Here is an 18,523-nt window from a genome sequence, read left to right on the forward strand (position 1 = left end):
TCACTCAGTGCCATCCACCATTCACTTCCGCGGCGGCCATCCGTTCAGCGCTACCTCCCCATCGCCATGCAACTGATCCGATTTGCAATGATCATCAAGGGACCTGGCTACGCTCCAGCCGTCCATCGCGCATCTCTGAATTCTCCCGCGTTCTCAACAACGATTGTCTGTGTCTCTCATTTTGAGGAAGCGATTTCAGTCGCCATCGATTTGCAGCAGAGCGGCATTCAGTTGATCGAATTGTGCGGCGGCTTCACTCAAGATGAGGCTGCCTCGATACATCGATCAGTGGACATGCAAATTCCTGTGGGTGTTGTACGTTACACGCCCGAGCAGCAAGAGCCACTCGCTCAACTTTTTATGCCGTCATCACCGGCATAGGCTACCTTGGCGCCCGTCGCCGAACAGGGCGCGCATGGGTGTTCGAAATGATTTGCTGAGGCTGGCAACCAACAACGTCCTCATTCCAAACGACCAAAGCTGCTGTCAACATCGAGCCAGCGCTTGCTGCTGCGGATCCAGTATTTCCATATACGGCAGATGGGATCGAAGCTTTGTCTGACCGGCCAGGGTTTTTTTCGTCCCGTGTCCAGTCCTGACATCGTCTGTCACTACATCCGCGCCGCGCCGTCCGGCAGCCCCCGGCCGCGTATCCTGAACCATGCGCGCCCGTCGCCCGCAGCACGCAACTTTCGCCCCAGCCTGCGCCAGCCGATCACCACGCCGGTCATGCTCAAGATGGCGCCGCCGAGACTGAGCGCCAGCATGACCAGGTCCCACAAGGGCCGGCGCTCCAGCAAAGGCAGCCAATCCCAACTGTGCAGCATGGCGAACAGCCAGCGGCTCCAGCGCTTGTGGCGGTCGCTGCGGCCGGCCAGCGCACCCGTATGGGGATCCAGATACACCCAGCTCTGGTGCGGATCGGCGAAGGCGATGCGCCACACCGGAAGCGGCTTGCCGGCGCCGCCGGTCATGCTGTGGGCGTCGCGGCTGTAGTAGTACAGGTCGTACGCGTCCAGGCGTTCGACCTTGGCCACCGGATGGGGCAACAGCGCGCGTGCGGCATCGAGCAGCGCGCCGCCATCGACCGTTGCCGGGTGGCTGGTCTGGCTGTCCAGCACGCGCGGCGCACCGGCCGCCGGCTGGGCCAGCACCAGTGTGTCTCCCAGCACCCGCGTCCATTTGAGCTCGCGTATTCCGGGGCCCGCAGCGGACAATAACGCGGCCGGCGCCGCATCGCGCGCGGACGGCAGCAGCGCCGCGCCTTCGAGCGCCTGCAAGCGCAGCGGTGGCGCGCCGCCGTCGAAGATGCGCCACGGGTTCATCGACATCAGCCCGCTGAAGATCCAGGTTGCGGTCACCACCCCGAACAGCAGGCCGCCGATATGGTGCCAGCGCATCATGGCGCCCGGATAGGGCGAACGCGAACCGCTGCGGTAGGGCGCCCGGAAGCGCCAGCGCAAGATGCCGACGGTGGCGCCGCTGAGCACCATGGCGGTGCCGGCAATCGCCAGCCAGTTGACGATATCGGCCCAGTAAGGCTCGAACACGTTGCCGCGCAGAGGGTACAGCCAGTGGATCCACGCGCCGGCATAGTTCCATAGCCGTTCATGGCGCGGCGCATCGCGCACCACTTCGCCGGTCCGGCCCGACACATACAGCAGCGTTTGCTCCGGGTCGGCCAATTGCACGCGGTGCAGGGGCCGGTGTCCATCCAGCCCGCGCGAGTGGGTGAACGCATCTTCCTCGACCGTGCCCAGGTAATGGGTGCCGACACCCGGGCCGGCGAACGCGGCGGCGCTGGCCATGGCGCGCGCCTGGTCGGTGGACGGTATCCGCTTGCCGCTGCGCGCATCGACAGCGATGGCCGCCGCTCCCTTGGCGCCGGCGGGCTGAGCAAGGTAAACCGCGTCCCCGCCGCTGGCAGCGGCCAGCCGTAGTTCCTTGAGCGGTCCGGTGACGCCGGCCATCGCCATGGCCTGTTGCGGCCCGAGCAGCGGCGCGCCGGCCTGCAAGGCCGGCAAATGGCGCAGGCGCTCGGCATCGGTCAGTTTCGGATAACCGACGTACATCATGACCACGCCGGAGACGAACCACATCGCGAAAAAGGCGCACAGGACAATGCCAAGCCAGCGGTGGCCCAGCAACAGCAGGCGTTTCAACGAGCTTCCCATCGGCGGCCTCAAAACGCCACGCGCAGCGCAAGGTCGGCCGTGCGCGGCGCGCCCAGATAGGCCATGGTCGCACCGAGGTTGACGGCGTGGACCCGGTCTCCCGCATTGCGCACCCGTCCCACGACGGCGACATCGCGGCTGATCTGGTAACGCAGGCCCAGGTCGAGCAGGGTGTAGGCCGGCCAGGCGATGCCGTTGGCCGCATCCGCATACACGCTGCCGACGTGGCGCAGGCCGATGTCTGCCTTGATGGCGGGCGTGACGGCGTAGCCCAGCCACAGGTTGGCGACGGAGCGCGGCGTATTCGCCGGCGTCTTCCCCGCCAGCGAGACACCGCCCTGGCGGTATTGCTCGTACTGCGCATCGACCCGGGTCAGGTTGCCCTGGATCGACCACTGGCGCGTCGGTTGCAGGCCCAGCGACAGCTCGACGCCGTTGGCCGATTGCTCACCGACCAGCACGGTCAGGGCGCTGTTGTCCGGGTCCTGGGTGGCGATGTTTTTGCGCTCGATGCGGTACGCCGCCACCGTGGCCGTGCCTTTGCCTTGCCAGAAGTCCAGCTTGGCGCCGATCTCTCCCTGGCGTCCGGTGGTCAGTTCGCTGTTGTTGCGCACGTCGCCAAACGAGGCGGTCGACAACACGCCCGACGGCGGGTCGGCCGCCGTTGCATACTGGACGTAGGCGGTGGTGCCCGGCGCAAGGTCCCATACCAGCCCGGCGCGGCCGGTGGTTGGGCCGTAGCGGCGCGTAAAGCTGGCCGGGCTGGCGGCGCTGATCTCGCGCCGGTTGACCAGGTCCAGCTCGATGCGCTCGTGGCGCAGCGCGGTCACCAGGTTCAGCGACGGCGCGATGGCGGTGCGGTTTTCGATGTAGGCGGCGCGGGTCGTGACCTTGTTGTCGCGGTCGGGCCGCAAGGCCGGGCTCATGCCGGGAATGTCGAAGAAACGCTCGGTCGCGAAATCGTAGGGATCGACGCTGCCGAGCGAGGCCGGCAAGCTGTTCGGAAAGCGGGTCTGCCGGTTAACGCTGACGTCAATGCCGAACGCCCAGTCGCTGCGCCGGCCCGCCAACTCGCCCTTGTAGGTGGCGTCGAGGCGGTCGCCCAGCATGCGCTGCTCGTGGCGCTGCAACAGGATGCCGGAGCGCTCCACGGCCGTGTTGGCCGGGTTGAAGCGGTAGCTCTCGACGTTACGGTAGTCGCGCACGGCGTCGTAGGCGTACACGGTATTGGTGAACTGGACCGCCTCGCTGGCGCGCCATTCGGCCACTGAGCGCAGCCAGTGCACGCGCTGGGCGTAGATGCCGTCGGCGCTGTTGTAGTTCTTGAAGCGGGTGGCCGGATCGATGCGCGCGCGGCCGCCGACCGGATTGAGGAGCGGCGTGCCCCAGTAGGGCCGCTCCACATTCTCTTCCTGGAACTCGTAGGCCAGCATATGGGTAAAGCGCGGACCGAGGTCGGAGCGCAGCGACGCAGCCAGCTGGGTCGAGCGGGCGCCGCTGGCGTCGATCCAGCTATCGGCGTCGCGATGGTGAAGGTCGATGCGGATGTGATGCTGGTCGCCGAGGCGCTGGTTTACGCCGATGGAAGCTTCTTTCAAACCATCCGTACCAAGGCGCACTTGCGCCTCGCTGAAGTCACGCCGTTCGGCCACCTTGGTGATGTAATTGATGGAACCGCCGACCGCCCCCGAACCGAACAGGAAGCTCGACGGGCCGCCGATGGCTTCCACCCGGTCGATGATCCAGCTGTCGACCGGGCGCGCCGCGATCGCATACTGTACGTTGACGCCGTTGAAGAGCTGGCTGATCGAGCCGCTGCCGAAGCCGCGGTAGCTGACGCCGATATTGCCTGGCGCATTGTGGGCGGTGACGCCGGGAATGGCGCGCAGGATTTCCTGGGTGTCCTGGGCGCCGCGCGCGTCGATCATGGCGCGGTCGACCAGGGTGACGGTGGCCGGTGTTTCGCGCGGCGTCAGGCCGAGCCGGCTGCCGGTGGCGGCGGCCGTGTCCAGGTTCAGCTTGCCGTTGGCGCGCGGCGCGCTTCCCGTGATCTCCACTGTGGGAAGGGGCTCATCGGCACGGGCGTGGGCGTTCATGGCGGTGCAGGCAAAGGCCAGCGCCGCCGCATGGAATGGGGTTGCAGTCATTTGGTGCTCTTGTTTCGTTTGCCTTGTGACAGGCGAGTGGAGATGGACGCCGCATGCGGCGCCTGGTCGGCTTGCTTGAGCCGATTCGTGAGCGAAGTCTTACCGGATCAGAACGATGGAGGACCGCGTGCTTGCGCGGCAGTCCATGCGAAGCGGGCTTTGGGCGCGTCGGGGAGGCGCGCGGTGGGTGGGGCGTCGGCGACGGCAAGCGCCAGCTGGCAAGGCGCTTGCGGCAACAGGAGCATGCCATTGCTGTGATGGCAGTACGGGCAATGCTTGAGCTTGCCGTCGTGCGGCGTGGGCGCAGCGTCGCCGGCCGGCAGTCCGACGGCGGGGGCGGCCGCGCTGCCAGCCCGGCAGATGTCAGCTGGCGGGTAGGGCGCGCCGGCGTTGGCGGCGAATGCATGCGAGAGCGCCGGCGCCAGCACGGCCACGAGCATGGCCAGCACGGCCAGCCAGGACGCCAGGACATTCGCCCTGCGGTTCATGCGCATCGTCGCGCTGCTCTCATCGTTACGCCGCTCTCATCGTATACATGCGCGGATTGTAGCAGCGCCGATAAGCGCCGTAAACGGCGGCGTGCCGGCGCAGGCAGGTTCGCGGACATTCAGAAGCGCCACGCCAGGCCGGCGCGCAGGGTGCGCATTTCACCCGGATGGGTATGAATGTCGGCTACCGGTGCAGATTCGCCTGGCAACTGCGATGCGTAGTAATAGTCGATATCGCTCGCGCGGCGGTCCAGCAAATTGAGCACTTCAACGGTGAGCTTGAGGCGTGGCGCGAGCCGGTAGCCGAGCTTCATGTTGAGCAAGGTGGACGACGGCGAGCGCACCGCATCGTCTTCGACCAGTGCGCGCGGGCCGAAGTAGCGCAGGCGCACGCCGCCCGACCACGGGCCGGCGGCGCCCGACACGCCGAGCGAGGCGGTGCGGGTGATCGACCCGGGGATGAAGGCGCCGGCCGGATCGCTGTCGCGAAAGCGCGCGTGCGACCACGCCAGGTTGGCATCGATGATCCAGTCTTTGGCGGGCGTGTAAAAATTGGCCAGCTCGATGCCGTGCCGCCGGCTTGGGCGGCCTGCCTCGGTGGTGCCGGCGTCGCCGATGAAGATCAGTTCGGAATCGAGGTCGAGCTTCCAGGCGGCGATGGTGGTTTGCATGCCCGGCGCCAGGCCGGCCAGCCGCAAGCCCGCCTCTTCGCCCGTTCCCCGCACCAGCGGCGTGGCGGGCTTGATGTCCGCACCGTCGGCATCCACCGCCAGGCCGGTCTTGGGATCGACAGTGCCGGTGACGCCACGCCCGTCGTTGCTGTGGAATCCCCGACCCCAGTTCAGGTACATCTCCGCATTTTTCCCCAGCGTGAAAATCGCCGTGAACTTCGGACTGGTGATGCCGGCATTCACCTTGCCCGAGTTGGCGCTCGTGTCGCTGTGGACATCGAACGCATAGCGGTCGGCGCGCAGCCCGGCGACCGTGCGCAGCCATGGCGCCCAGACGGTGCTATTGGACAGATACAGCGCGCCGCTACGCTCCTTGACCCTGTCCTCGCGCACGGTCGAGCGGCGCTGGCGCGCCTGGCTCGCATACAGGCCGACCGGGGCCAGCCTGTCCTGGCGCAGCTGAACGCCGAGCGCTGTCTCGGAAGCGAAGGGGCCCAGTGCGTGGCGCCATGTGCGCTCCGCGTTCAGGCCGAGAACCTGCCGGCTTTCCGCCTGGTGGAACTGGTCGCCGTGCTCCGGATCGTCCAGTGCATAGGTAAAGTCGCTGAACAGGTCGAGCCGCGATTTGATGAAATAGGCATTGGCCCTGGCGCTGCCCGTGCCGTACTGGCGGCTCCACTCGCCCGACAGGCTGTAACGCGAGGTTTCGCCGCCATCCGTGGGAGCGAGCGTGCCATAGCGGCCGATCAGGCCGGCGTCGAGCGCGCGTTGCGGCACCTGATCGGTCGACGTCCACGACGAATGCATGCCCATCGCCGTCACCCGCACATCGTCGTCGCCGCGCCGCCAGCTGTACGACAGCACGCCGTTGACACGCTTGTAGTCTTCCGGCCTCTCCCACGGGCCATCCTGTCCCGCGCGTTCGAGGGCGTACAGCAGCGTACCGGTGGCAAGCGGGGTCGCGTTGGCGACCAGCGCGCGGCTGAAGCGGTTCTGGCCGGCCTCCAGGCTCAGCAAGCCTTGCTCCATCTGCCGCACGTAGTCGAAAGCGGCTGCGCCGGCCACGGAAAAATCGCCTTCCTCCGCGTAATAGGTGCCTTTTTTATACGCGATGGTGCTGACCAGCTCCGGAATCAGGAAATTCAGGTCCGAATAGCCCTGGCCGTGCGCATTGGTCGGCAAGTTGACCGGCATGCCCATGACCGAGGTGCGGAAATCGGTGCCGTGATCGAGATTGAATCCGCGCGCGAAATATTGATTGGCTTTGCCGTCCCCGGCGTGCTGGGTCACGATCAGGCCCGGCACGGCTTCGAGCAGCTCGCCCGTGCGCAGCAAGGGACGGTTTTCGAGCTGCCTGGCGGTCACGGTGCCCTGGTTGGCCGAATCGGCGACGCCGAGCGGTATCAGGCTGGCGGACACGCGCACTTGCTGAACGGAGGATGGGGTATCGCCGTCGACGGTGGCGTTGGCAAAGGCGGGCATGGCCAGCAGCAGCATCGGCGACAGCAGGCGCAGCCCGCGTTGCGAGGGGGCAGGGGTGGTATTTTTCACGAGTACTCTCTGTTAAGACCGGACAGGCCGGTCTGCTTTTTTGTACGGCGCACATCCCCGTGCACCGAGAAAAAAGAAGCTGCGGCCGACAGAGGCGCGAGAGTTGATGGAGATGAGGGAGCGACGGCGTTGCGCGCGGTCCCGGGCGATCCACAAACACGACAATTCCCGGCCGCTTGCTTCCATGCGTCCTGGCCGGTATCCGGGCTGACAGGTCAGATTGCCTCGCCTTCCCATGCCTGCGGCACAGTGGACCAAAGAGACAACCGGCCGCACGTCGTTGGACGACATGCGGCGCCTGTTTTACCGTTGCGGGGACAGCACACGTTTGCCGCTGGCATGCCAGCGCGTGTTTCCCGTTTAACTGCGGCCTTCAGAGCAAGGCCGCGAGCACCAAAACGTGGTAATCATAACGGCTGCTGATGTATATAGCAATGTTTCCATATGCAGCGACAGGCCGGGCACAAGGAAGCGCTACGCTTGCCGGCCACGCTGGAACCGATTGCACGGGCCTTGATTTGAGGATGGCCTGCGCCGGGGAAAGGGGGATGGATGGCTGTGCGGCGCCGGACAGCCTGGCGCGCCTCATTGCCGCATCAGGGGCAATGAGGCGGACAAACCGGCGCTTACCAGTTGTATTTCAAGGTCGCCCGTGCCGAGTGGGAAAGGCCCAGATAGCAGCTGTGGGTCGCGAAGCAGGAGGCGACATAGTCCTTATCCGCCACGTTGTTCACGTGCAGTTCGGCCATCCAGTCGTTCATGCGCCAGCCGGCGCAGGTCGTAGCGCAGCGCCAGGTCAAACAGGGTACGGGCGGGCACAGCGAAGCTGTTGATCGTGTCGCCCTGCGTCTTGCCGGTATAGCGCGCGCCCAAGCCCAGGCCCAGGCCGGCTCTGGCCCAGGGCCACGCGGCACGTGCGCGTCGGTCTCCCAATGGGACTCGGACACGCCGGCCTGGTTCGACCCGATTCGCGATCCGCATGGCGTCGGGTGGCACCTCGACCGCCTGCTGTTCGACGCTGGCGTGCGCGATGGCGCCGTGGAAGCGGGCGTGGCGCTGGTCGACTCGGTGCGGCAGCTGGCGCTGTCGCACGAGGGCGGGCGCTGGCGTATCGATGCGCAATGCCTGGGGCAGGGCGGTGCCGCCCCATCCCGTGGAATGCACCAGACGCCAGTGCTGGTCGATGCCAGTGGCCGAGGCATGGCGGCGGCCAGGCAGCTCGGCCTTGCCCGGCGCGGCCGCGACCGCCTGGTGTGGCTGTACGCGCACTTGCCGGTGGACAGGGATGACAAGGATCAGGCCACCCGTGTCTGCGCCGACGCGAACGGCTGGTGGTATAGCGTGCGTGTGCCGTCCGGGCAACGGGTGCTGGCATTTCACCTTGATAGCGACGATGCCGAGCTCAAGGCACTGCGCGATCCGTACCGTTTGCTGGCCAAAGCGCAGCGCCATGGCTTGCTGGCCGGGATCCGGCCGGCGACGATGGACTTTCCGGTGCACCTGCGGCCGGCCGGCGGGGGCGGGCTCGATCCAGGCGCCACGGCCGCGCTGCCCGACGGCTTTTTCGCGATCGGCGACGCGATGCTGGCGTTCGACCCGATTGCATCCCAGGGGCTGTTTAACGCCTTGGCCACGGCCGACAGTTGCGCCCAAGCGATCGGGCGCTATCTCGATGGCGTCGGCAATGCGCGCGCGCGCTACCTTGAGGAGATGCGCACGGTTGAAGCGCGGTATTGCCAGCGTCTCGGCGAAACCTACGCGGCAGTGAGCCGCTATGCCCGGGAGCGGTTCTGGCTGCGGCGCACTGCCGGCAACGCGGGCGCCCTTTGACGCGCGGCGGGGGCGGTATAGCCCTGTCCAGCCGATGATGTTTTCGATGGGGCTGGAACCGGCTCGGGCGAAAAACTCGCTGGAAATCAAGGGCTTGGCATTCCGATGTGTCATCGAGTGGGAATGAAGTGTGACGCAGCTTCCAGTGCGACCGTGATCCGGGCGCCTGACCTGAGAAATTAACACTCTGCTGGCGCCGGCCTTATCGCAGCTTTCCACCAGTACGACACATTTCACCGTCACCCGCTTCGCATTTTCGTGTGTCTTTCTTCCCGCGGCCGTACACTGATTTTGCCAGTTGATACATGGAAACTGTTCCAGGTGACGCTGTCGTTTCAGGTGATCGACCCACATAAACGACACACGATGAAAGCGCCCGCCTTCGTATTGCTCTCCCTTATGATCGCCAGCCTGGCCGGCAATGCCGGCGCCGAGGTGCTGGAAATTTCGGGCGGCACCACTCCGCAAAAAGATGTCCTGGAGTCGCGCGCTGCGGAAATACTCAAGTCCACCGGCGTGGAGATCAAGGTCAACGGTGTGGGGGCCGGCAATGGCATGGTGGCCCTGGTCGAGGGCAAGGTCAGCGTGGCAGCGGTAGGCGATACCCTGGCCGACTCGATCGAAGCTGGCAAAAAGGCGGCCAAGGCCGCCAGCAAGGACATCAAGGTTCCGGACAACCTGGTGTTCGCGCAAATCGGAAAAGACGAGCTGGTCATCATCGTGCACAAATCGAATGGCGTCAGCGCGCTGACCAAGGCCCAGCTCAAGGATATGGCAACGGGAAAAATCACCAACTGGAAAGAAGTCGGCGGCGCCGACCTGCCGGTCAAGGTGGTGGTGACCAAGGCGGGAATGATTCCGAGCCTGGTGTTCCAGAAAACCATCATGGACGGCGCCGAGTACGCCAAAGGGGCGCTGGAAGCGCAGTCGCCGCGCGAAGTGATCACGTGGGTATCGCGCACTCCCGGCGGCTTCGGGCCCGCGGCCGACGTGCACGTCAAGGCCGGCGCGGGCGACAGCAAGAGCATCGGCGCGCCTGCCATGTCGCGTCCACTCGGACTGGTCACCATCGGCGCGCCCACAGGGGCGGCCAAGAAGCTGGCCGACTACCTCAAAGTGAAATAATTCGTCCGACCTTGCCGAGCCGCCGCCTATGTCATACAACGTCAATATCAGCACCCGCCTGATGATCCTGACCGGCACGCTGCTCACCGCGCTGGCCTTGGTGGGCCTGGTCGCCTTGCGCGGCTTGTCTGCCAGCAACGAGAGCATGCGCACCATTGATGAAGACAGCACCGTGCCCCTGGTCGGGCTTGGGGAGATGCCGGGCGATATGTATCGCTCGCGCACGCTGGTGATAGGCGGCATGGGGGCGGAGAATTCGGAGGCGGCTGAGCTTTCCTACCGCGAGGTGGCCGTCGTCAATGCCAAGTTGAAAAAGAGCCTGGACAGCTACAAGCGCTCCTTGCAGTCGAGCGACGCGAAAGCCCAGGCCGGCATCTTCGAAACGGCGTGGGAGCAGTATGCCGTCGCTGGCGACAAGGTCGTCACCTTGGCCAAGGGTGGCGATTACGAGGCGGCCAGCGCCCAGCTCAAGATAGACTCCGAGAAGAAGTTCGAGTCTGCCCGTTCAGCCTTGCTGACCCGCATGATGCAGCAAAAGGGCGAAGCCCAGGCCGCGTTTTCGGCCGCCGACACGTCGAGCGCCACCACGCGCGAGGTCATGCTGGCGACCTTGGGACTGGGCCTGTTGCTGGGCGCCTTTTTGTCGCATATCGTCATCGATTCCATCAAGAAGCCTTTGCGGCGCGCGGTTGAAGTGGCCAACCGTGTCGCCACGGGCGATCTGAGCGAACATATCGAAGTGACCTCCACCGACGAAACGGGCCAGTTGCTGGCCGCTTTGCGCGACATGGACGCCAGCCTGGAAAGAACCATCGGCAAGGTGCGCGAGGGCTCGGACCGGATCGTCACCGCCTCGATCGAGATCGCCAGGGGCAATATGGACTTGTCCGGCCGCACCGAGCAGCAGGCCAGTTCGATTGAAGAGACCACCGCCTCGATCATGGAATTGACCGACACGGTCAGGCAGAACGCAGACAATGCGCGCCAGGCCAGCCAGCTGGCGCTCAGTGCCTCGGCCGTGGCGGCGAAAGGCGGCACGGTCGTGTCGGAAGTGGTGTCGACCATGCGGTCGATAAACACGTCCTCGCGTCGTATCGTCGACATCATCAGCGTGATCGACGGCATCGCATTCCAGACCAACATTCTGGCCCTGAACGCGGCGGTCGAAGCGGCGCGCGCCGGCGAACAGGGACGCGGCTTTGCCGTGGTGGCATCGGAGGTACGCAACCTAGCGCAGCGCTCGGCAGCGGCCGCGAAAGAAATCAAGACCCTGATCGAAGATTCGGTCGACATGGTCGAAGCCGATACCCGACTGGTCGATCAGGCCGGCACCACCATGAACGATGTGGTGGCCAGCGTCCAGAAAGTGACCGACATCATGAAAGAGATCGTGTCGGCCAGCCAGGAGCAGACAGTCGGGATCGAACAGATCAACCAGGCCATCATCGAGATGGACAAGGTGACCCAGCAGAATTCCGCGCTGGTCGAGCAGGCCGCCGCCGCCGCCCAGTCGATGCAGGAGGACGCGGCCGCGCTGGCCCAGGTGGCGCAAGCGTTCAAGCTCAACGCGGCCGACACACTGCCGGCCCCGGCTCACGGCTTGCTGAAGTTGGCGCGACAATCAGCGTCCTGGCGTCAGTGGCCGCAAGTTCGGCATGGCCGCTCGCGGGAACCCTGCCGGTACCCCGCCCGAGACGACCCTGTGGATCAAGTCTGCGGGCGAGGAGGGCGGTTGTGCGGGAGCTGCCGGTCAGTTCGTGGCGCAGTTGGCGTACCGCGTGATCTGCGGCTATCAGGTCCGCGCGTCGGTGCATCGGTGGCGAGCGGCCTGCAGCATGCTGGTTCCCCATCACGCCGGTGGTCGCCGGGCCGACCGCGCGTCGCCGTCGCCGTCGCGCTCTCCCTCATCGGGCGCATCGGTGACCGCCAGGCGGAACAGCAGACCCGGCTCCACCCTGTGCGCCGACAGCGTCCATCGATGTGCCCGCGCTATTTCCTCGCAGATGGCCAGGCCGAGTCCTGCTCCATGGTCACGCCGGTGGTCGGTTTCGAGATCCTGCGCGCGTGCGGGGCCGGCGAGGTCGAGGTCGCCAAAGGGGGAGGGCGCGCGCTACGGCCGCCGCCGCAACATCGATGTCGAGATCGAACTGAACGGCCTGGCGCTGGGCGACGTCGAACAAGCCATCCTTGCGCTGCCGAGCCTGCAAAAGATGCCCTAGCCCGGATATTTCATGAGTCTGCCAATCTGAGGGCCGGGGTGCGTCGAACATGGCTGCGGCATGTTGATTGCTCGCTTCCTGGTATCGGTTCTGCCGCGCGGCCTGATTGCAGACGTAACTCCCCCTACCCCCGTTGCTTTATAGCGTGCCGGGGACAGCACTTGGCGGGCTTATGGTGCCAGCGCGCGGGCGGCAGTGAGGAAGACGTGCTTGAGTGGATGTTGGGATGCGAGCATGACGCGCACGCGCCGCGTGTTGCGCACGACGGCCGCGCCGATCTTGAGCAGTTTGATGCGGATCGTCGCCGTGCAGGCGCGTGCCAGTTCCGTGCCAACCAAAGCCAGGCGGCGCAAATTGATCATCAGGGTATAGGCGAACGCTGCCAGTAGCAGCCGCAGTTGGTTGGCCTGGAATTTATGGCAGCTCGCACGGCGTCCGAACAAATCGAGCTGCGCCTCCTTGATACGGTTCTCTGCTTCGCCACGGGCGCAATACACGCGTTCGTACAGTGCCTTGGGACCCCCAGTCAGGTTGGTGACGATGAAACGCGGGTTGGCGCCGCGCGCATCGTGTTCCAGCCGCGCGATGACGCGCCGTTGCCGATCCCACGTCCCCGCCGCATAAGTGAATTCTCCAATCATGCGCTGCTTGGAACCGGCCTTCTGATACATCTCGGCCAGTGCCAGTTCGGCCAACTCTACTCGTTGCAGCAACGCTGAGTTCTTTTGCAAGCCGACGATATAGTGCAGCCCCCATTTCTCGAAGTGGCGCAGAGCTTGATGACGGCAGAACCCGGAATCGCCGCGCACGATGATGCGGATGCGTGGCCAAGCCTGGCGCAAGCGCCGGGAGATCAATTTGATTAATGCGCTGAGGATACCGGCCGGATCGCGGCTGCTGGGTCGCAAGACGCAGGCGAGGATATCCTGGCCACAGAAGACGTACAGCGGCAAGTAACAGTAATTGTCGTAGTAGCGGTGGAAGTGGGACTTCTCTTGCTCTCCATGCAGCGGCATGTGGGTGGCATCGATGTCGAGCACCAGTTCCTTGGGCCGCTTAGCTTTGCTGGCGATGAACTGATCGAGCAGAACGCCATGCAGGGCGGCCGCCTGCGCGCGCGTGGAGGACGTTTCAAGCCGGCTCAGCGTCGGCGCCGAGGCCAAGTCATCGGCCCGGCCCACTGCCGTTTGCATGGCCAAGTCGCGGCGCAGCACATTGTGGTCACAGACGTCCTCCCAGCCACAGCACAGGCCGTACACGCGCTGCGCGAGCAAGTCGCGCATGCTGTGCGAAACGCTGGCACGACGGCGTCGATCCTCGAATACGCGCGCAATCGCTTTGCTTAAGCCGATGCGCTGATCCACTTGGCGCAGCAGCAGAACCCCGCCGTCGCTGACGATGTCGCCGCCGTCGAATGACGCCTCAACGACGCGCCGTCCAACCCTCCCCAACTTGATCGGTTCATTGGTACAATTTGGCATCGGCGGTCCCCGGTTGTGATTGGCGTCAGATACCAGTAACAACGCGCTTCGGCACGGGATCGCCGACCTCTACTCACGAAATATCCGGGCTAGGGCGTGACCCAGGCGCCGGTCGGGGATGCCGAGGCTATTGACGAGCTCGCTTCTGGCTTCGGCGTGGCCATGCTGACCGGCGTGCTGTGCATCTATATGGTGCTGGTGCTTCTGCTTCTGCTCAAGAACTTCCTGCAGCCGGCGACCAACCTGGCCGCGCTCATGCTTTCGGTGCCCGGCGCGTTCCTTGCGCTGTTCGTGACGGGATCATGCCGGCACCACCACGCAGGAGCAGCGCCCTGTTTTTCCTGACGCTGGGGATTTGTTCCGACACATCGGTTTTTCACGTCCAATTCACATTGCGCACGCCATCCTGTCAGCCATACGACAACAACGGAGGTAGCAATGATCAAGAAATTACTACGCGCGGGGGCCTGGCTGGCCGCGACCCTGGTTCTACTCGCCGCCGGGGGCTATCTTTACTATCGCAGCCTGGACCTGGACCAACTGCCCAGGGCAAATCCGCAGTTCGCCGTGGCCGATCTGGCCTACCTGAAAAACGCGGTGGCGCAGAAACGCGGGCGCATCCTGGCCGTGGTCAGCAGCACTGAGCGCGGCGGGCCCGCCATGAAGCGGGCCGGCTACGAGCTGACCGAGCTCGCCCGGGCCTACTATGTGTTCCAGGCCAATGGCTACGAGGTGGATATCGCCTCGCCCAAAGGCGGCAAGCCGCCGGAAAGGATCGATCTGGACGACATGGGCGACGCCGACTACGCCTTCCTCAACGACGCTGCCGCGCAGGCCAAAGTCGTCAATTCGATTGCGCTGGCCCATGTCGATGCGCGCCAGTACGCGGCCGTGTATTTCGTCGGAGGAAAGGGCGCCATGTACGACTTGCCGGACAATCCGGACGTGGCCCGCATTGTCAACGAGATCGCCGGACGCGGCGTCGTTGGCGCTGTCTGTCACGGGCCGGCGGCTTTGCTGGGCGTGAAGCTGGCCAGCGGCAAGGCGCTGGTGGCTGGCCGCCGCATGACCGCCTTCACCAATGAGGAGGAACTGTTTCTGACGAAGGACGCGCGCACGCGCTTTGGCTTCCTGCTCGAGGAGAGGGCGGTCGCGGACGGCGCGCGCTTTGTCGCCGGTCCCAAGTACATCGACAACACCGTCGTCGATGGCCGTCTGGTCACGGGTCAGAACGCCTGGTCCACCTGGTCGGTGGCGGAAGCGATGATCGCCGCGCTGGGACACCGGCCGGTGGCGCGCGAACGCACCGCCGAAGAGGTCAGTCTGCGGCTGCTGGCGACCTACTATCGCGCCGGCCTGGGCGCGGCCCGCGCCGAGCAGGCCGTGCTGCCGCGGTTTGATAAAATGATGGTACTGATGCATTCGGTGGTGGCCGCCATGCAGTGGCGCGCGATCGATGCCGTCAACCTCCAGCGCCTCGCAAACGGATAAGGACTCCGATGCCCCTGCATATTCTCGTCGTCGAAGACCATGCGCTGCTCGCGAAAAATCTCGCGGACGGGCTGGAGCTGCACGGCCACACCGCCGATTTCGCGGGCAACGGCGAACTGGGGCTGAAGCTGGCCCTGGAAAACCACTATGATCTGATGATCCTCGACCTCGGCTTGCCCGGCATCGACGGCTTGGAAGTATGCAGGCGTCTGCGCAATCAGATGACGCGCCGCATGCCCGTGCTGATGCTGACCGCGCGCGATGCCTTGCACGACAAGCTCAGCGGCTTCGACAGCGGTGCCGACGATTATCTCGTCAAGCCGTTCGCACTGGCGGAACTGCTCGCGCGCTGCACCGTGCTGGCGCGCAGGCATACGCTCAATGAGGAGCATACGCTGGCCATCGGCAGCTTGCGCATCGACCGCCAGGCGCAGGCGGTGACGCGCGGCGGGCAGGCGGTCAAGCTCAATCCGGTCGGGTATCAGATATTGCTGGCGTTGGCGGAGGCGCATCCGCGCGTGATCACCCGCTCGGAGCTGACCCGCAAGCTGTGGCATGACACGCCGCCTGATTCCGACGCCCTGCGCACGCATCTCTATCAGCTGCGGCGTAGTCTCGACAAACCGTTCGGCAGCGCGATGCTGCTGACCGTGCACGGGGTCGGGTTCAAGCTCGATGCGGGCGCGTGAAGGCCGGCGCTTCCCTGCGCAGCAGGATGATGGCGGCGTTCGCGCTGTTCGCGCTGGCCACGGCCTTGTGCTTCAGCCTGTTCAGCGTGCTGTTCGTCTATTCGATCGAGGACAGTTTTTTCGACAACATGCTGCGGCAGGAGGCCGCGCATCAGCAGCGCAGCTGGAGTGCGTCGGGCAGCCTGGCCGCGCCGCTGCACGGTAGCGTCACTCTGCATCGCGCTCTGGCCACGTTTCCGGCGGATCTTGCGCTTCAGCTGAGGGGCGCAGCACGCAACGGCGAGTTCTTCGGCGAGCAGGGGCGGCACTATCACGTACGCAAACTGGACCTGGGCAGCAAACCGGCTTACCTGGTGGCGGAAGTGAGCCGCGACCTTGTGGTGCGCCCGCGCATGCCGTTCATTCTGGGCTTTCTTGCCGTATCGACCATGGCGATCCTGGTCATCACGCTGGGAATCGGCTACTGGCTGGCGTGGCGCGCCACGGCGCCGTTGACGCGGCTTGCGCTTCTGGTGTCGGGGGCGGAGCCGGGCCAGCTGCCGCGGCACTTCGCACAGGACTTTCCGGATAACGAGATCGGCGCGCTCGCGCGCAAGCTGGACGAGGCGATGGCGCGTATCGCCGAATTCATCGAACGCGAGCAGCATTTCACGCGCGATGCGAGCCATGAGCTGCGCACGCCGCTGGCAGTGATCGAAGGGGCTGCGCAGCTGCTGGCGCAACAAGCGCTTTCGGCGCAGGCGGCCGACCAGTTGCAGCGCGTGCGCAGCGCCGCGGCGCAGATGGCACAGACGGTCGTGACCTTGCTGTCGCTGGCGCGCGAGGAGCTCGATGCGTCCGTGGCCGAGCCGGTGGCGTTGCTGCCGCTGGTCGAAGACGCGGTCGTGCAGTTTGCGCATCTGCTGGACGGCAAAGCTGTCGAGGTCAGCGTTGAGGTGGCGCAAGGCACCATCGTCCAGAGCCATCGCGCGGCGCTGGCGATCCTGCTCTCCAACCTGGTCAGCAACGCGTTCGGCCATACGCAGCAGGGCGACATACGGATTTATATGGAAGGCGGCAGCCTGGTCGTTGCCGATAGCGGGCCGGGGATCGCCCCCGGTCTGCGCGAGCGTCTGTTCAGGTCGGGCGCCAAAGGCGAAGCCAGCGATGGTTTCGGCCTGGGACTGTCGATTGCGCGACGGCTCGGCGAGCGCGTCGGCATCGACATCGAGATCGACAGCGTTTCCGGGGGGGGCACCCGGGCCCGCCTTTCGTGGCAGGGTTGATCGGAAAGCCAATGCCGTCGATCACGCCGATGATGACGACGATCGTGCGCGAGAAATCGCAGTTCTGGTGCATGGGAATAAACGCCTGCGAGACGGCGACGACCCCGGAAACAGCACGGCGCGGCCGTCAGCGCGGCCAGCGCCACGCTAACCCCACCCGCTGAACCAGGCGTTAAAGTTTGCCGTTCGACGCCGCCGGCGTTAACCGCTTGCACCCGGTCGGATGTCGGGCCTTTCCAAAATAACGCATCTGCCATGCCCGAGAGTCATTCTTTTCGATTTTTTTACAGTATGTCGCACCGGGTAAGGTTGCAATAGTATCAATGTTTGCATTTTCCTTGTCTTATGCATTTAGGGTATGCCGTCCGCATGAATTTAATGCTTGCATAACTGAAAACGATTGTCATATGCGTCAATACGGCGTATTTGTGTTCGCGCGGATAGTTTTGATGCACTGCATCACCAAAAGAATAAATGTGGAAATTCACAATCGGTTCAAATTCTCGCGATATTGACCTTACTGGGGCCTTACAATCCTTCAAACCGGTGTGAGTTTCGTGAATTTCTCCTAAATTGTGAGTTTTGGCGAGATTATGCATTAAGGATAGTGCAACATTTTTAATTGACAAAAATCTTTGAAACATGATTTGATGAGTTTTCGCATGTACATATGAGAAAACCGAATGAGCGAAGTCAGGGTCGATCCATGGTTGGTGCTTCGTACGAGAAGTCGTCACGAAAGCGTCGTCGAGAGCTTCCTGCAGCAGAAGCTCATCACTTCATATTTGCCAAAATGCAAGCTGGTCCGGTCCTGGAAAGGCCGCAGCAGGGTGGTGGAGTTTCCGCTGTTTCCAGGCTATGTGTTCGTGCGGCCGACGCCTGCGCAGTTTGAAAGCATGCGCTATATCCGAGGCTCGTGCGGATTAGTTTTAGCCGACAACAAACCGGCTTGCCTGCCCGAAAAGGATCTGGCGTCGGTCAAGATCCTGGTCGACAGCGGCATCTCGCTGATGGTCGACCCGGAACTGATGGCCGGTAAACGCGTCAGGATTGTTGCCGGTCCCCTGGCGGGCATGGAGGGCGAACTGGTGTCGGTGAAATCGCAGGACTTATTGGTCGTCAATATCGAGATGCTCAATAGCAGCGTGCGCGTCGATATCGACCGGGATGCCATCGACGTGCTGTAAACGCAATCGCTTTTCCCAGGCGCACCGGGCTTCACCTCAGGCGAAGGTGACGGGATGAATAATCTCCCAAGTAATGAAGTGGTCATTCTATTTATATAAGCTGGTTCCGCGCCCAGTGCAGCGATGCACGCGAAAGGGCGGAGCCTGCCCGGAAGTGAACGCCGTCATCGGCTCCCCGCACAGATCCTGCATGGACTCGAAAGGG

The 18,523-nt window shown here is 64.4% G+C and carries 14 protein-coding genes, 2 pseudogenes and 1 riboswitch; of the genes and pseudogenes, 10 read left to right on the plus strand and 6 right to left on the minus strand.

The window, feature by feature from the left end:
• The first annotated feature begins 87 nt into the window (after nucleotides 1-87).
• Nucleotides 88-381, plus strand: coding sequence for a DUF6506 family protein (locus CR152_RS21455; RefSeq protein ID WP_099878285.1), 294 nt, complete (start codon nucleotides 88-90; stop codon nucleotides 379-381).
• 230 nt (nucleotides 382-611) lie between these two features.
• On the opposite strand, the gene CR152_RS21460 is transcribed toward CR152_RS21455, so the two are convergent.
• The 5 genes from CR152_RS21460 to CR152_RS34710 form a co-directional block, all read right to left on the minus strand.
• Nucleotides 612-2,174, minus strand: a complete 1,563-nt coding sequence (locus CR152_RS21460) for a PepSY domain-containing protein (protein WP_099878288.1) — start codon at nucleotides 2,172-2,174, stop codon at nucleotides 612-614.
• 8 nt (nucleotides 2,175-2,182) lie between these two features.
• Nucleotides 2,183-4,321: a TonB-dependent receptor gene (locus CR152_RS21465; RefSeq protein ID WP_099878291.1), complete on the minus strand. Its 2,139-nt coding sequence runs from the start codon at nucleotides 4,319-4,321 to the stop codon at nucleotides 2,183-2,185.
• Nucleotides 4,322-4,428: 107 nt separating this feature from the next.
• Nucleotides 4,429-4,815 carry a DUF2946 domain-containing protein gene (locus tag CR152_RS21470; protein WP_099878295.1) on the minus strand — a complete coding sequence of 129 codons (387 nt, stop codon included), beginning with the start codon at nucleotides 4,813-4,815 and terminating at the stop codon, nucleotides 4,429-4,431.
• A 113-nt stretch (nucleotides 4,816-4,928) separates the two neighbouring features.
• The gene (locus CR152_RS21475) at nucleotides 4,929-7,031 is read right to left on the minus strand and encodes a TonB-dependent receptor (RefSeq protein WP_229413496.1); all 2,103 of its coding nucleotides are present in this window, start codon (nucleotides 7,029-7,031) and stop codon (nucleotides 4,929-4,931) included.
• Nucleotides 7,032-7,207: 176 nt separating this feature from the next.
• Nucleotides 7,208-7,444: riboswitch (cobalamin riboswitch) on the minus strand.
• A 213-nt stretch (nucleotides 7,445-7,657) separates the two neighbouring features.
• Nucleotides 7,658-7,792 carry a hypothetical protein gene (locus CR152_RS34710; RefSeq protein WP_267876247.1) on the minus strand — a complete coding sequence of 45 codons (135 nt, stop codon included), beginning with the start codon at nucleotides 7,790-7,792 and terminating at the stop codon, nucleotides 7,658-7,660.
• Between CR152_RS34710 and CR152_RS21480 the strand changes: the two genes are divergently transcribed.
• The 3 genes and pseudogenes from CR152_RS21480 to CR152_RS34855 form a co-directional block, all read left to right on the plus strand.
• Nucleotides 7,791-8,861, plus strand: a complete 1,071-nt coding sequence (locus CR152_RS21480; RefSeq protein WP_099878298.1) for an NAD(P)/FAD-dependent oxidoreductase — start codon at nucleotides 7,791-7,793, stop codon at nucleotides 8,859-8,861. The two genes, CR152_RS34710 and CR152_RS21480, sit on opposite strands and share 2 nt — an antisense overlap.
• Before the next feature lie 366 nt (nucleotides 8,862-9,227).
• Nucleotides 9,228-9,986 carry a substrate-binding domain-containing protein gene (locus CR152_RS21485; protein WP_157778640.1) on the plus strand — a complete coding sequence of 253 codons (759 nt, stop codon included), beginning with the start codon at nucleotides 9,228-9,230 and terminating at the stop codon, nucleotides 9,984-9,986.
• 28 nt (nucleotides 9,987-10,014) lie between these two features.
• Nucleotides 10,015-11,559 (plus strand): annotated as a pseudogene (locus CR152_RS34855) (methyl-accepting chemotaxis protein); the annotation flags it as partial.
• Nucleotides 11,560-12,375: 816 nt separating this feature from the next.
• On the opposite strand, the gene CR152_RS21495 reads toward CR152_RS34855, so the two are convergent.
• Nucleotides 12,376-13,686 (minus strand): IS1380 family transposase, encoded by a 1,311-nt coding sequence (locus CR152_RS21495; protein WP_099878306.1) that lies wholly within the window; start codon nucleotides 13,684-13,686, stop codon nucleotides 12,376-12,378.
• Between the two features lie 93 nt (nucleotides 13,687-13,779).
• Between CR152_RS21495 and CR152_RS21500 the strand changes: the two are divergent.
• The 6 genes and pseudogenes from CR152_RS21500 to CR152_RS21520 all read left to right on the plus strand — a co-directional run.
• Nucleotides 13,780-13,983 (plus strand): annotated as a pseudogene (locus CR152_RS21500) (hypothetical protein); the annotation flags it as partial.
• Between the two features lie 141 nt (nucleotides 13,984-14,124).
• On the plus strand, nucleotides 14,125-15,177 hold the full coding sequence (locus CR152_RS21505; RefSeq protein WP_099878310.1) for a type 1 glutamine amidotransferase domain-containing protein: 1,053 nt from the start codon (nucleotides 14,125-14,127) through the stop codon (nucleotides 15,175-15,177).
• An 8-nt stretch (nucleotides 15,178-15,185) separates the two neighbouring features.
• Nucleotides 15,186-15,866: a response regulator transcription factor gene (locus CR152_RS21510; RefSeq protein ID WP_099878313.1), complete on the plus strand. Its 681-nt coding sequence runs from the start codon at nucleotides 15,186-15,188 to the stop codon at nucleotides 15,864-15,866.
• Between the two features lie 29 nt (nucleotides 15,867-15,895).
• Nucleotides 15,896-17,131 carry a sensor histidine kinase gene (locus CR152_RS21515; RefSeq protein WP_167399932.1) on the plus strand — a complete coding sequence of 412 codons (1,236 nt, stop codon included), beginning with the start codon at nucleotides 15,896-15,898 and terminating at the stop codon, nucleotides 17,129-17,131.
• Nucleotides 17,132-17,142: 11 nt separating this feature from the next.
• The gene (locus CR152_RS33165; protein WP_157778641.1) at nucleotides 17,143-17,295 is read left to right on the plus strand and encodes a hypothetical protein; all 153 of its coding nucleotides are present in this window, start codon (nucleotides 17,143-17,145) and stop codon (nucleotides 17,293-17,295) included.
• A gap of 519 nt (nucleotides 17,296-17,814) precedes the next feature.
• Nucleotides 17,815-18,318 carry a UpxY family transcription antiterminator gene (locus tag CR152_RS21520; protein WP_099878319.1) on the plus strand — a complete coding sequence of 168 codons (504 nt, stop codon included), beginning with the start codon at nucleotides 17,815-17,817 and terminating at the stop codon, nucleotides 18,316-18,318.
• Nucleotides 18,319-18,523: the final 205 nt, after the last annotated feature.

This window comes from Massilia violaceinigra (assembly GCF_002752675.1).
GTDB lineage: Bacteria > Pseudomonadota > Gammaproteobacteria > Burkholderiales > Burkholderiaceae_D > Telluria_A > Telluria_A violaceinigra.

What these genes read in the sequence shown, in the direction of transcription:
- CR152_RS33165 (WP_157778641.1), top strand. Translation starts at nt 17,143, where the DNA reads ATGCCGTCGATCACGCCGATGATGACGACGATCGTGCGCGAGAAATCG.
- CR152_RS21520 (WP_099878319.1), top strand. Translation starts at nt 17,815, where the DNA reads ATGAGCGAAGTCAGGGTCGATCCATGGTTGGTGCTTCGTACGAGAAGT.
- CR152_RS21495 (WP_099878306.1), bottom strand. Translation starts at nt 13,686, where the DNA reads ATGCCAAATTGTACCAATGAACCGATCAAGTTGGGGAGGGTTGGACGG.
- CR152_RS21455 (WP_099878285.1), top strand. Translation starts at nt 88, where the DNA reads ATGATCATCAAGGGACCTGGCTACGCTCCAGCCGTCCATCGCGCATCT.
- CR152_RS21480 (WP_099878298.1), top strand. Translation starts at nt 7,791, where the DNA reads ATGCGCCAGCCGGCGCAGGTCGTAGCGCAGCGCCAGGTCAAACAGGGT.
- CR152_RS21460 (WP_099878288.1), bottom strand. Translation starts at nt 2,174, where the DNA reads ATGGGAAGCTCGTTGAAACGCCTGCTGTTGCTGGGCCACCGCTGGCTT.
- CR152_RS21485 (WP_157778640.1), top strand. Translation starts at nt 9,228, where the DNA reads ATGAAAGCGCCCGCCTTCGTATTGCTCTCCCTTATGATCGCCAGCCTG.
- CR152_RS21470 (WP_099878295.1), bottom strand. Translation starts at nt 4,815, where the DNA reads ATGCGCATGAACCGCAGGGCGAATGTCCTGGCGTCCTGGCTGGCCGTG.
- CR152_RS21465 (WP_099878291.1), bottom strand. Translation starts at nt 4,321, where the DNA reads ATGACTGCAACCCCATTCCATGCGGCGGCGCTGGCCTTTGCCTGCACC.
- CR152_RS21505 (WP_099878310.1), top strand. Translation starts at nt 14,125, where the DNA reads ATGATCAAGAAATTACTACGCGCGGGGGCCTGGCTGGCCGCGACCCTG.
- CR152_RS21510 (WP_099878313.1), top strand. Translation starts at nt 15,186, where the DNA reads ATGCCCCTGCATATTCTCGTCGTCGAAGACCATGCGCTGCTCGCGAAA.
- CR152_RS34710 (WP_267876247.1), bottom strand. Translation starts at nt 7,792, where the DNA reads ATGAACGACTGGATGGCCGAACTGCACGTGAACAACGTGGCGGATAAG.
- CR152_RS21515 (WP_167399932.1), top strand. Translation starts at nt 15,896, where the DNA reads ATGGCGGCGTTCGCGCTGTTCGCGCTGGCCACGGCCTTGTGCTTCAGC.